This window comes from Sphingobium herbicidovorans, from assembly GCF_002080435.1.
Taxonomy (GTDB): domain Bacteria; phylum Pseudomonadota; class Alphaproteobacteria; order Sphingomonadales; family Sphingomonadaceae; genus Sphingobium; species Sphingobium herbicidovorans.
In genome coordinates this window covers 640,310-653,171 of the sequence record NZ_CP020539.1, presented here as the reverse complement: position 1 = coordinate 653,171, position 12,862 = coordinate 640,310, and the positions used below count along the sequence as shown (strand labels likewise).

General features: G+C 62.6%; 9 protein-coding genes and 3 pseudogenes. 5 read left to right on the top strand and 7 right to left on the bottom strand.

Going from position 1 to position 12,862, the window contains the following annotated elements; all coding sequences use genetic code 11:
* Nucleotides 1-29 precede the first annotated feature (29 nt).
* Entirely contained in the window at nt 30-1,796 is a 1,767-nt protein-coding gene (locus B6S01_RS17695; RefSeq protein WP_021245234.1) for an oleate hydratase, read from the top strand.
* Nucleotides 1,797-1,939: 143 nt separating this feature from the next.
* Here B6S01_RS17695 and B6S01_RS17690 read toward each other — a convergent pair whose 3' ends face one another.
* From B6S01_RS17690 to B6S01_RS17675, 5 genes and pseudogenes are all read right to left on the bottom strand, one after another.
* Nucleotides 1,940-2,560 carry a response regulator transcription factor gene (locus B6S01_RS17690; RefSeq protein ID WP_021245235.1) on the bottom strand — a complete coding sequence of 207 codons (621 nt, stop codon included), beginning with the start codon at nt 2,558-2,560 and terminating at the stop codon, nt 1,940-1,942.
* Between the two features lie 593 nt (nt 2,561-3,153).
* Nucleotides 3,154-3,349: pseudogene (locus tag B6S01_RS22190) on the bottom strand (hypothetical protein); the annotation flags it as partial.
* A gap of 147 nt (nt 3,350-3,496) precedes the next feature.
* Nucleotides 3,497-4,403: pseudogene (locus tag B6S01_RS17685) on the bottom strand (ribose-phosphate pyrophosphokinase); the annotation flags it as partial.
* Nucleotides 4,400-5,938: a thymidine phosphorylase family protein gene (locus B6S01_RS17680; RefSeq protein WP_021245238.1), complete on the bottom strand. Its 1,539-nt coding sequence runs from the start codon at nt 5,936-5,938 to the stop codon at nt 4,400-4,402. The gene B6S01_RS17680 and the pseudogene B6S01_RS17685, both read right to left, overlap by 4 nt.
* The gene (locus tag B6S01_RS17675) at nt 5,935-7,395 is read right to left on the bottom strand and encodes an MBL fold metallo-hydrolase RNA specificity domain-containing protein (RefSeq protein ID WP_021245239.1); all 1,461 of its coding nucleotides are present in this window, start codon (nt 7,393-7,395) and stop codon (nt 5,935-5,937) included. Before B6S01_RS17675 ends, B6S01_RS17680 begins: the two co-directional genes overlap by 4 nt.
* Nucleotides 7,396-7,646: 251 nt before the next feature.
* Here B6S01_RS17675 and B6S01_RS17670 point away from each other — a divergent pair, with 251 nt between their 5' ends.
* From B6S01_RS17670 to B6S01_RS17655, 4 genes and pseudogenes are all read left to right on the top strand, one after another.
* Nucleotides 7,647-7,910 (top strand): DUF2933 domain-containing protein, encoded by a 264-nt coding sequence (locus B6S01_RS17670; RefSeq protein ID WP_013039078.1) that lies wholly within the window; start codon nt 7,647-7,649, stop codon nt 7,908-7,910.
* Complete coding sequence (locus tag B6S01_RS17665; protein WP_021245240.1) at nt 7,907-8,656, top strand: methyltransferase family protein; 750 nt, start codon at nt 7,907-7,909, stop codon at nt 8,654-8,656. Before B6S01_RS17670 ends, B6S01_RS17665 begins: the two co-directional genes overlap by 4 nt.
* Nucleotides 8,657-8,711: 55 nt before the next feature.
* Nucleotides 8,712-8,987, top strand: a complete 276-nt coding sequence (locus B6S01_RS17660; protein WP_030541607.1) for a hypothetical protein — start codon at nt 8,712-8,714, stop codon at nt 8,985-8,987.
* A gap of 680 nt (nt 8,988-9,667) precedes the next feature.
* Nucleotides 9,668-10,306 (top strand): annotated as a pseudogene (locus B6S01_RS17655) (integrase); the annotation flags it as partial.
* Here B6S01_RS17655 and B6S01_RS17650 read toward each other — a convergent pair.
* Together B6S01_RS17650 and B6S01_RS17645 are read right to left on the bottom strand one after the other, a co-directional pair.
* The gene (locus B6S01_RS17650; protein ID WP_157704836.1) at nt 10,286-10,876 is read right to left on the bottom strand and encodes a M67 family metallopeptidase; all 591 of its coding nucleotides are present in this window, start codon (nt 10,874-10,876) and stop codon (nt 10,286-10,288) included. The pseudogene B6S01_RS17655 and the gene B6S01_RS17650 sit on opposite strands and share 21 nt — an antisense overlap.
* Nucleotides 10,873-12,648, bottom strand: a complete 1,776-nt coding sequence (locus B6S01_RS17645; protein ID WP_197053195.1) for a ThiF family adenylyltransferase — start codon at nt 12,646-12,648, stop codon at nt 10,873-10,875. Before B6S01_RS17645 ends, B6S01_RS17650 begins: the two co-directional genes overlap by 4 nt.
* Nucleotides 12,649-12,862 lie beyond the last annotated feature (214 nt).

Sequence of the window (12,862 nt, the reverse complement as noted above, 5' to 3'; positions counted from 1 at the left end):
TGTCGTCGGGATCAAGGATGGAGTTGAGCATGCACTATAGTAGCGGGAACTACGAAGCTTTCGTGCGGCCCCGCAAACCTGAGGGCGCTGACAGGAAGACGGCCTGGTTCGTCGGCTCGGGTCTTGCGGGACTGGCAGGCGCGGCGTTCCTGATCCGCGACGGCGGCGTCGCCGGCGAGCATATTACCATCCTTGAGGAGTTGCATATTCCCGGCGGCGCGCTCGACGGCCTCGACGTCCCCGAAAAGGGGTTCGTCATCCGCGGAGGGCGCGAGATGGAGGAGCATTTCGAATGCCTCTGGGATCTCTATCGCTCGATCCCGTCGCTGGAGATCGAGGATGCGAGTGTGCTCGACGAATTCTACCGGCTCAACAAGGACGATCCGAATTTCTCGCTGCAGCGCGTCACGCAGAACCAGGGCCAGGATGTGCCCGACAAGGCTTTGCTGACACTCGGCGATCGCGCGCGAAGAGATCTGATCTCCGTCTTCCTCGCGACGCGGGAGGAGATGGAGAACAAGCGGATCAACGAAGTCTTCGGCGATGATTTCCTCAGGAGCAACTTCTGGCTCTACTGGCGCACCATGTTCGCCTTCGAGGAATGGCATTCCGCGCTCGAGATGAAGCTCTATCTGCATCGCTTCATCCACCATATCGGCAGTCTGGCGGATTTTTCCTCGCTCAAGTTCAACCGCTACAACCAATATGAATCGATGGTCCTGCCGTTGGTCAAATGGTTGCAGGATCGCGGTGTGAGATTTCGCTACGGCGTCGAGGTCACCGACGTCGATTTCGACATCCAGCCCGGCCGCAAGCAGGCGACCCGGATTGCCTGGATCGAAAACGGCGTCGAAGGCGGCGTCGATCTCGGCGCCGATGATCTCGTCTTCATCACTATCGGATCGCTGACCGAAAATTCCGACAATGGCGATCATCATACACCGGCCAGGCTGAATGAGGGGCCGGCGCCGGCCTGGGACCTGTGGCGCCGGATCGCGGCCAAGGACCCGGCCTTTGGTCGTCCCGACGTGTTTGGATCCCATATCCCGGAAACCAAATGGGCGTCGGCGACCATCACCACGCTCGACGCGCGCATTCCGGCGTACATTCGCAAGATTGCCAAGCGCGATCCGTTCAGCGGCACGGTGGTGACCGGCGGCATCATCACGGTCAAGGACTCGAGCTGGCTGCTGAGCTGGACGGTGAGCCGGCAACCCCACTTCAGGAAACAGCCGAAGGACCAGATCGTCGCCTGGTTCTATGCCTTGTTCGTCGACCGACCCGGCGACTATGTGAAGAAGCCGATGCAGGACTGTACGGGCGAGGAGATCACGCAGGAATGGCTTTATCATCTCGGCGTGCCGGTCGAGGACATCCCCGGCCTCGCCGCGACGGGGGCGAAGACCGTGCCGGTGATGATGCCCTACATCACCGCCTTCTTCATGCCGCGCCAGGCCGGCGACCGGCCGGACGTGGTGCCCGAGGGCGCGGTCAACTTCGCCTTTGTCGGCCAGTTTGCCGAGTCGAAGCAGCGTGATTGTATCTTCACGACGGAATATTCGGTGCGCACGCCGATGGAGGCCGTCTACACGCTGATGAAGGTCGAACGCGGCGTGCCCGAAGTGTTCAACTCAACCTATGATATCCGCACGCTTCTGGCCGCAATCGGGCCGCTCAGGGATGGCAAAGGGATCGACATTCCCGGCCCGTCCTTCCTGCGCAAGCTGTTGATGACGAAGCTTGAAGGCACAGAGATCGCCCAGCTGTTGGAAGAGTTTCATCTCCTTTCGCGATAGCAATCAAGCGCGACCCTTCGCCTGGGCTCACGAAAATTCCGCCAAAAGCTGATGAACACCGTCGATGCATCCCAGCAGGCACTATGTCCGCGCCATCAGGTGACACGCAGAGATTCAACCGCAGCAGCCCTGGCCGCCTTTACCTACAGCGGCCTTCCCATTCCAGCCGCAAAGGCGATCCGCAAGGTTTCGGCAAGGGTACGGACTCCAAGCTTGGACATGATGCTCGCGCGATGGACTTCGACCGTCCGTGAAGAAATGCCCAGATCATAGGCGATGGTCTTGTTCGGAAGGCCTTGCGCAAGGCCTTCGAGAACATCCCGTTCGCGCGGTGTCAGTAGATCGACCTGTCGGCATGCCTCGGCTTCTTCGAGAGCGCGCCCCTCGGCCGTGTCGATGCGCGCGAACGCTCGGTCTATCGCATCGAGCAGCAGCGGCCGTTCGATAGGTTTGGCCAGGAAATCGACAGCACCCGCCTTCATCGCTTGGACAGCAAGCGCAATGTCTCCGTTGCCGGTCAGCATCACGACTGGCATGCTTATATCCATCTGCGTCAGCGCTGCCTGAACCTGTAGACCGTTCATGTCCGGCATGTGCATGTCGAGAACGATGCTACCTCTTTCAGCTTCATCTGCAATTTTCAGAAAGTCGACTCCCGAGCCATAGGTCTCGACGGCAAATCCCGCTGTCCTTAATGTGAATCCTACAGCTTTCCTGATTGTTTCTTCGTCATCAATGACATGAACGACGCGCTTGCTCTCCATGGCCCCCCGGACGTGTTGGCATTGCTGCGCACCCCAGCGGGCACAGCTTCAAAGGGGAGACCTTCTACGGGTAGGACCATGGTCCAAGGTCAAGGCCGAAATACCGCCGCATCACAACAGGCAAGGCAGGTGCTCGGCGAGAGGGGGGTAAGCGACCCGGCATCATGTGCCGAACTTTGCGAGATGACCGCTCTTGCGAACGGGGCGGCGCTCCCTCTGGTCTCCCGGCGGCAAGGCGCCGCAAGACGCTGCCGCCGGGAGTGGGCACGCCTCTTGGGGGATGAGCGCGCTGGTTGCTCCTAAGCTCGACGCGTCATGTTGTCATGGCAAGAAGCTGATAATCGCTATTCTGTGTCAGCAGCGCGCCGTAACGCCGATGTCCGGGGCGGATCGCAGCTCCGCTCGCGCGCCGCTACGGCACGGCGAATCCGATTCAGCACGAACCGGTGATCATAGGGTTTTGAGATCGAAGGCTGATCATCGCAGAGATCGCCCGCCTTCCGTGTCGCAGTTTCGATATTCCCGGCGAGGATGGCACCGATACCGGGTTGTTCCTGACGAACCAAGGATGCCAGGCCCGCGCCGCGCTCAGCGCGATCGAGCCAGCGCAGCGCTGCCATCACATCGTCGACCGGCACCGGGATGCTGGCGGGCGACGGAGGGCCGGTTGGCCCTCGACGGCGGAGCGATCGGACGCCCAGGATGCAAGGATGGCGGGCTTCACTTCGGGCTCAAGCTGCGGGTCCGAGCAACGATGAAGGGATCAAGGAAAGAGCGTGTGTGCGACATGACATATCCTCCTTTCCTGCCGCGACTTTCTCCGAAAGCGAAGTTCCCGGAAGATTGGTTCGGGCTCGTGTAGGGTCAATGGATGGGAATGCGCCCGGCGTTTGCCGGGCGTTCGTTTTCATCGTGCATTGAGCATTGAGTACTGAAGAACTGACGCGCAGCGCACCGTTCAAATTCCGTGACGAACGGCCTCCGCAATCGCCGGCATCACGTCGATATCATTAGAGGTATGCGCAACAGCGTTCGTGCTGACGATCCTCTCGACGAGCCCACCCAGGACTTGCGCTGCATCGCCGGCGAAAAGCGGATGCACGACCACGCAATCCGGTCGCGCGAACCCCATGCCGACCAGCTGGCGCGCCGCCTCGGCGAGGGTCCGGCCGGATGAGGCGATATCGTCGACCAGCACCGGCTGGCGATCGAGAAACGCTGGGGCATTCGGAATCGAGATGGTGACGTCACGGTCGCCGGACCGGATTTTCTCGCACACGAGAAACGGAGCATCGGCATCGGCCGCCACCTGCGAGACCCACTGTTCGCTTTCCAGGTCCGGACCGATGATCAGCGGACGAGCGACATTGCGCTTGATCCACGAGGCCAGAAGTGGCGCGGCATGAACAACCTGGGTCGGGATGCGGTAGATTTCCGACAACGCATGATAGCGATGGAGATGCGGATCGACCGTCACCAGCCAGTCGAGATGGCGGGACAGAATCGCGGCAAAGGTTCGCGACGTCACCGCCTCGCCGGCATGGAAGCGTATGTCCTGGCGCATGTAAGCGAGGTAGGGGGCGACGAGCCCGATCCTGCGAGCGCCCAGATCGCGCGCGGTGTCGGCTGCGAACAGCAGCGGCAACAGCTTGGCGTCCGGATGATCGAGACTCGACAGCAGGATGACCTCGCGGTCGCTGACGTCGCTTACGACCCTGAGATAGGTTTCCCCGTCAGGAAACTGACGATGCTCGATCGTGCCGACCTCTGCATCGAGCGCGGCGGATAGCGGCTGTGCCAGGGCCTCGCTGCCAGGCAGCGCGAACAGCACGGGACGGTTCATAGCGCTTCAATCCCGAAGATCGGCCCGTCGCTCACCGCATAGGCCGCCGCATAATCGAGCTCGCCCGGGCTCTCGGCATGAATGGTGCACAAGGGAGCCCCGGCATCCACCATCTGGTTCAGCCGACACTGCAGCGCGACGCCGGCGGCCTTGGCCATCGGCGCGCCGGCAAGCTTCGCGACCGTCGCGAGCTTGCGATTGTCGATACTCACCAGGCGGCCGCTATAGGGAGCGATCATATCCTGTTGGAACCGGGCGACCGGTGGAGCCCGCATGCCGCCCTGCGCTTCGCAGATACGTTGGAACTTGGCCCAGGCCCGGCCGCTTTCGAGGCACGCCCGCGCACGCGCATAGCCTTCGCCGGCCGGGGCTGCGTCCGCGAGCTCAAGCAGTCCTCCCGCCAGCTCGCAGGCCCGGTGGGCGAGATCCTCGGCGCCCGGCTGCCCCTGGAGCACGGCAAGGATATCCTGCGCCTCGAGCGCCGGACCGATGCCCCGTCCGATCGGCTCGGCGCCGGGGCCGCGCATCACGCGCGTGCGAAGCCCGAAGGCTTGGGCGACAGAGCTCAGCGCCCGCTCGAGCGTGTCGGCGGCATCGGCTCCGCGTACCTTGGCGGTCGGCCCGACCGGGATGTCGATGACCAGATGGGTCGCACCGGCCGCGATTTTCTTGGACAGCACCGAGGCGACCATCTGCCCGACGGCATCGATATCGAGCACCCGTTCCACGCCGATGATCACATCGTCGGCAGGGCTGAGGTTGACGGCGCCGCCCCAGGCGATGCAGCCGCCTTCGCGCTCGACCACCTTGCGGATTGCGGAAACGTCGAGGTCGACAGGTGCCAGCACCTCCATCGTGTCCGCCGTGCCGGCCGGCGAGGTGATCGCCCGCGACGATGTCTTGGGCATGATCAGGCCCTCCGCGGCCATGATCGAGACGATGATCGGCGTGGTGCGATTGCCCGGCAATCCACCGACGCTATGCTTGTCGACGATGACCGTTCCGGGCCACTGCAATCGCTCGCCGACATCGACCATCGCCCTGGTCAGGCTGATCGTTTCGTCCGTATCGAGCGGGACCGCTGAGCAGGCCGTGACGAATGCCGAGAGATGGACATCGCTATAGCGTCGCTCGGCGATGTCGGTGATGATCGCTGAAAAAGCCCCGTCACTGAGACGATTGCCATAGATACGCCGACGCACTTCGGCGAGCGAGGCGAGAGGCTGGGCGTGCGCGATCTCGACCGGATCGCCCTCGCTGACGCCGAGCCGCTGCCATGCGGATTCCGAGAGGCCGATCTCGCCGGGCGCTGGAGTCTCCGCGGAACTGTGCAGCAGCGAGACGACGATTTCCCGCCCGCCGGCGCGCAGCGCGACCTGCGCGCGGGACGCAAGACCTTCCGAGCGGCAGACGGGACAGTCGTGGCGCATGACCGCGATCAGATCGCTACCGGCACCCGACAGGCCGATGCGGCGTGCCCGCAGCGTCGTCGCGACAGACTCTGCTTCGGCGTTCTCGATGATCCCGGGCTTCACGCGAGCATGCCCCAGCTACCCAGCGCCGGTACGCTGCATGCCCAGCCCAGTTCCTCCGAGACACGCTTCGCCAGGACGTGGGCGCCGGTCGGCTCGCCATGGGTGACATAGACGTGGCGCGGGGCCTCGTGCAGCGAGCCGAGCCAGCGCATGAGCTCGTCGCTGTCGGCATGCGCCGAGAGCATCGTCAGGTTGGCGACCTCGGCTTCGACCGGGATATACTCGCCGTGGATCTTGATCGTCCGGGCGCCGCCGATCATGGCGGCGCCGCGGGTGCCCGCCGCCTGGAAGCCCGAGAAGAGGATGAGGTTCTTCCCATCCGGCGCGAAGCGCTTGAGATGGTGGAGCACGCGGCCGCCCGTTGCCATTCCGCTGGCCGAGATGATGACCTTTGGGGCGGGGTTGGCGGTGAGTTCCTTGGATTCCTCCACTTCGCGCACATAGTGCGCGACGCTGCACGCCGCTTCGCACTCGGCGCGGGCCAGGCGATGCTCGTCCATGAAATCGCACATCAGCCCGCTCGCGTTGATCGCCATCGGGCTGTCGAGGAAGATCGGGATGTCGCGGAGGCGTCCCTGCGCGCGCAGACGCGAGAAATGATAGAGAAGCGACTGGACCCGTCCCACGGCGAAGGCCGGGATCACCACCGTCCCTCCTCTCTCGACGCATCGTTCGACATGATCTCCAAGCGTCTTTGTCGGATCGACCTGCTCGTGGCGCCGATCGCCATAGGTCGATTCCACCAGGACATAGTCGGCGCGCGCGGGCGGCTCGGGATCTTTCATCACCGAATCGCCGTAACGGCCGATGTCGCCTGAGAAGAGGATTGTCCGCCCCTTCCAGTCGATCTCGATCGACGCCGCGCCGAGGATGTGGCCGGCGCGATGATAGCGCACCCTGATGCCGTCCGTGACTGCATGCCACGCTCCGAACTCGATCGGCCGGAAGAGCTGCAATGCCAGACGCGCGTCAGCCTGGGTGTAGAGCGGCAGCGCCGGCTGGTGCCTGGAGAAGCCGTGCCGGTTGGCGAACTCCGCATCCTTTTCCTGCAGATGACCGCTGTCGGGAAGAAGGAGCTCGCACAGGGCCGCGGTCGCCCGGGTGGCAAGGACGGTACCGTCCCAGCCCAGGCGCGCCATGCGCGGTAGCGCGCCCGAGTGATCGAGATGAGCGTGGGTCAGCAGGACTTGGCCGACATCGGCGACTTCGGGTGGAATTGGCGCCCAATTAAGGCGGCGCAGATCCCTGGGTCCTTGAAACAGGCCGGAATCGACAACGATCTGAGTTTCACCATCGTCCACCAGATAACGCGACCCTGTGACCGTTCCCGATGCGCCGAGAAAGGCGACGCCGAGACCATCGGCCGGGCGCTTAGCCAGATCGATCCTTGCTTCGCGCTCGAGGACGGTCACGCCGGACTGGTTGCGGGAATGGTGCCGTTTCTTTCTCTTGTGCATGGACGCGGGCCTGCCTCTCACGATTATGTTCGTGAGCGCAGCTTTGATTCGCGGACGCCGCACGCCTATACGCAAAAGCCGCAGCACGACTGCTGCTCCCGACAGTTGCGTCGCGCGAACACCGGTGGCCGATCCGATCGATCACCTTACCCATGCTTGCGCGATGCCCTTCGGACTTCGGTCTCTACTTATACCTTGCTCCTTGGACTCGAGCCTATGCAGGCTGGACGTTGACTAGAAGAGAACGGCATATGGGCGAACATGACCATCGCATGCGCAAGCGCGGCAAGATCGTTCTGATCGGCTTCCTGCTCGTCGCCAGCTTCTTCCTCATTACCGAGCATACCGCGCACTTCCTGGGTGTGCTGCCCTATCTCATCCTGCTCGCCTGCCCGCTCATGCACCTGTTCATGCACCACGGCCAAGGTGGGCATCAGCATGGCCATGAGCCCGGCCAGGCACCCGCCGGCTTGCCGGCCAATCCCAACGGCCGCATCGAAGGAGAGTCGCGATGACGCACGCCGACTATGGCTATGGTCTGTGGGGGCTCGCGCTGGTCAATGCCGCCGTTTTCATCCTCTTTGCGTTCAGCTTCTTCAAGCCGGCAACGCGGCGCGACTGGCGCAGCTTCGGCGCGTTCAGTGCGTTCATCGTCGCGCTCTTCGCCGAAATGTATGGCTTCCCGCTCACCATCTTCCTGCTGTCGGGGTGGCTCCAGTCGCATTTCCCCGGCGTCGACTGGTGGAGCCACGATGCTGGCCACATCCTGGAAATGATGTTCGGCTGGCGCATCAATCCGCATTTCGGCCCGTTCCACATCGCCAGCTTTGTGCTGATTGGTGTAGGCTTTTGGCTAATCTCGATCGCGTGGACGGCGCTTCACACGAGTCAGCGCAAACACGAATTGGCAATGACGGGGGTCTACGCCCGGGTGCGGCACCCTCAATACGTAGGGTTCATCCTCGTCATGCTCGGTTTCTTGCTACAATGGCCGACGCTTCTGACGCTTGCCATGTTTCCAGTGCTGGTGGTGATGTACATTCGTTTGGCTAAGCATGAGGAGAGATACGCGCTCGCGACCTACGGCGATAGCTACCGCCAGTACATGGCCCATGTTCCCGCCTTCTTCCCCAGCTTGCGTTGGAAGCGGGAGATTGCAGGACTGGCCTTCACAGGAAATGCTCGAATGGCAGGCCATCAGACGGACGGGCCGGTTAGCGAGGGTTCTCGAGAACACGACAACATGCTGCCAGGAGGTTAGACGTTGTCCTCCTCCGCAAGATCATCACGAACATGACGAAATCGAGGGGGCGTATGTGACCATGCAGGTGACGATCCTTGCGATTGTAGTAAACGGCGTTCCCGTCCTGAGCCTCCATCAGACCCGATCCGCGGCCTGGAAGCGGCTCATGAGATTCATAGACGCGAAATGGCCGGAGCGCCTGGGAGCGATGCTTCCCCCTGCCGAAGACGAAGCGAAGGCGCGCATGTTCTTTCGCGAGGAAGATAAAGACCTGTACGCGATCATCGACGCCGACATATCAGAGCTGCACGATGCCTTGGGGTGGGTCAAAGATCCCGTCGTTGGTTAGCCCGTCACGCGATCGCCCTCGAAAAGCTGGGCCGCCCACCGATCGAGATCGCAGCCACGTCCTGAACGTCACCGAAGTTCAGGACGTGACCGAGCCCGGGCAGTGCGATCGGGCGCTATCTGTAAGCCGGACAAGCAACTGACCTGTTCGACCGCCGTGCCAGCGGGCTGATTGCCAAGGGCGCGGCCGGATTTTGCGTCGGCGCAACGGGTGTCAGTCGGTGTCGGCCTCTACGGAGAGATGTGCAGCGGCTGTCATCTATCGCCCCGGCGCGGAGGAATCGGAGGTGAGCCAAGGCCCTTAACGGCAAGCCCCGAACTGGCGAGGGGTGGCGCAACGCCTCACGCCCGCTCAGCAGCCCTGGATTATCAAGCATGGTGTAAGCTGACGGCCGAGCCGGCGGGGGGCAAGACGCACCGGATCCCCTGTCTGGGACACGGTGGCGTTCGTGCGCTAACTCTCGGGGATGACGGCTGAGCCGTACAAGCGCTGGTCGCGGGCGCACCTGTCGGCCACGCGGGATGATGAAGAATCTGGCAGGCACGAAATGAGACACGCAAGGATGGAGATTCGACCCTGAGAAGCACCAAACTTCGGCTGCACCTTCTCGCGAGCCGCACTCACAAGTGGCTCGCGATCATTGTCGGCGCGCAGCTTCTTTTGTGGTTCGCGAGCGGCGCGTTCGCGCCTCCGAGCTGGTGGTGATCGACGTCACGGACATCACGGAGGCGCTTGACCCGGAGGCGCGGCTACTGACTATTGCGCGCAGCAAGGGAGATCCGGAAGGAGAGGGGGCGACCGCTTATCTGTCGCGGCGATCCGTGCGCGCCATTGCGGCCTGGCGTGCTGCCTCGGGCATTGAGGCCGGCCCCTTGTTCCGCCGGGTGCAGGTACGGCGCTACAAGGCCCGCAAGGCGGTCCCGGGGCGGCGCATCGATAGCATCTCGAGTCGCGAGACCTGGGACTTGCGCAAGACGCTACCGAAGCCAGCTGTGGCGGCGCGTGTGGAATATGATATCGGCACGGCGGCGCTGCATCCCGGCTCGATCGGGCCGATCTGGCGCGCCATCATCAATCAAGCTTTCGAGCGCGGCGCACTACCGGATTTGACCAAGGACGATCTGGAACGGCTGCTCAAGGGGATCAGCGCGCATTCGACTCGAGTGGGCCTCAATCAGGACTTGTTCGTCGTCGGGGAGGATCTCGCCGGGATCATGGACGCCCTGCGCTGGAAGAGCCCGCGCATGCCTCTCGCTTACAACCGGAATCTCGCGGCCGAGCAGGGCGCGGCTGGCCGACTAATGGCGAAGATTGGGTGACGGGGCTAGGTCTGTCGCGGCGAAACGGCATGATACAATCACATTAGAAATCAGGCTGAGCCCCTGAATTGCAGAAGGTCCGCCGATCTTCTCCAAACCCCACTCTTCAGGCGGTTCAAAGATCCGGACGTCAGTCTCGACGGACCGCGCCCGTGCCAGCAGGCCCGGCTTGTTATAGGTCCAGGCCCGGCTCTCGTAGCGTTTCTCACTCAGCGAGGCGATGAGCATCGCGGCCCTGGGGACCCGCTTGCCGATGCGGCGCAGGGTCATATGGTCCTCATTGCTCATCACTGCCGGGGTATCCGGATGCGTGTGCCAGTCTCCAAGATAATCCAAATCGCCAGCGCTGGCCGAAAATGCCTGACCTATTTGCTCCAGTTGCCAAACATGATCCGGTATGAAGGCGTGCCGCCCGTGCATTGCGCGTGGTCCGGGACCGATGACCCGGGCCACGATCCGATCGTCGCCATCGTGCCAACCGAGCATCACGCCGCCTGTTTCCAGCGGATGGAATGCGGTGCCCAGTTGAAGAATTCGACGATTTGCGGCGGCGCTGAGCCAGAGAGTCACGCAACCTCCCGGCCACAGCAGACGGGGTGCGCGCGGGCATGCCCGACCTCCCAGGTCGGTAGGATCCGCCTCCCGTCCTTGAAGTGCGAGAGGACGGCAACGTCCCAATCCCCCGCGTCGAAAACATCCGGAATGGTGACGGCAAGCACACCGCGAACAACTTGTAGCGACACTTCCTGCAGATCGAACGAGCCCCCCGTGAATGTCGGCGCATTGCATCCGACAGGAAGTACGGTGCCGCCGGTGTCTTCCGCGGGCTGCGGTAACGTGCCGTCAAGCCATTGAGATTGGACGCATAGGAAGCATGCTGGATGATCGGTCGCGAACTTCGCGACCACGCCGCCTGCGGCGCCCAGGGTTGCATAGCCGATCACAAGAGGGGTTCCGATATCTTTGCAATGAAACGCCAGCGCCTGCTGGCATTCGGTTGACGCCGACGTGTCGATCACGACGTCAACTGAGCCGATCAGCGATCGCAATTGCTGCAACGGGTTCCCTTTGAGTTGTCCAAGGTCTTGCGAGTCAGAAAGCGCCGCGCCGACTTTGGTTTGGCCGCTGGACGCCTGCGTCCACGGGTAGTTTTGCTGGATGAACGCTGCGAGCACTTCGGACTTGGAAACACCCCATACCGCGCGACCGAGCGGCCAGCGAACATAATTGCCGGGCTCGACCAGGTCGGGATCGAACAGGCTGATTTCCTTGAAACCGGCTCGCGCCAGCTCAATAGCGGCGAAGCTTCCGATCGCACCACATCCTATGAGCAGGGCCTTCTTACCGCGCAGTGCGCTGGCGACCGGCAATCGACTGAACATGTCGTCGGAAATGCCGTAGCCCCGGATGAAGCTGACATGGCGACGCTTGCCGACCCAACGATTAGCCAGGAAAATCCATCCGTCACCAAGACCATTCGGCCCATAAGCGACCTCCTCCTCGATGAGAATCGCCGTGATGCTCAAGGGGGCTTTCCCGATCTTCGTCCAGCCGCTTGCTTCCCCTTGGAACAGGTTCGCCTCAGCTGCGACCAGTGCTTCCGCTTCGGCTAGGAGGGCTGCCGCGTCCCGTCCAAGGGTCGGTTTCATGCGCACCCATCGGGCTGGCAGTGGCGACCACTTTCCTGTTCGCTGCGGCAGTTCAAATGGCTCTGCGAGCCAAACCCCTTTAGCAGGTCTCGTCTGCGTCATGATCGCTTCGAAAGCTGCGCCGTCCTTCTTAGGGCCGGCTATCGGGCGTTCCTGGCTGACGGCGGTCGCTGGGCCGAATTTGCCGGTTGGAGCGGTGCGCCCCTGTCCAAAGTACACGGCAGAGTTGGTTTCACCCTGGCCGTTAAAATAGGTCGAGAGCGGATCTGGATAAGGCTCCTCCGCCTTGGCCGCTTCTTCCCAAGAACCAGCATTGCGGTGGCCGATGGCATCGAACAGCTGCTGCAACTGGCGGTCGATCATGTCAGCCACAAGTTCGTTCGGGTCCCACTGGTCATTGCCTTGGATCAAAAGGCAAAGGGCCTTGCTGTGCGGATTTTGATGGCGATCGAGTTCAAGATCGGGTGCCGTCACTTCGGGGCGGCAATAGGGGTGTAACGAGGAGAACCCGACAAGTAGCCGAATATCTCCTCGCTCCTTGGCCGGCCAGATAGCTTCCAACAGGAGGAAGCCATCTGACTTGTGCTTAACCAAAACCGCAGCGCCGTGGCGTTCAAACGCGGCCAATTCGGCCCGGTACAGGCCGTCCCACGAGTCCCACCAGCCCTCGGTTGCGGTCATCTGTTCAACCAACCGGGCGGTGGGGTGGCGGGTTGGACGGCACCGGCGGACCATCCGGACGGCCGGGTGTATGGCTCGGCGGGCCTTTGGGCACATCGGGGTGCTGCGGATGATCCGGGTGGCCCGGCGGATTTCCATTGTTGCTGTTCATCATGATCTCCTGAGAGGACTCTTGACGCCGTGTCATCATGGACTAGAATCGCGTTCGAGTCCTGATTTGAACTGT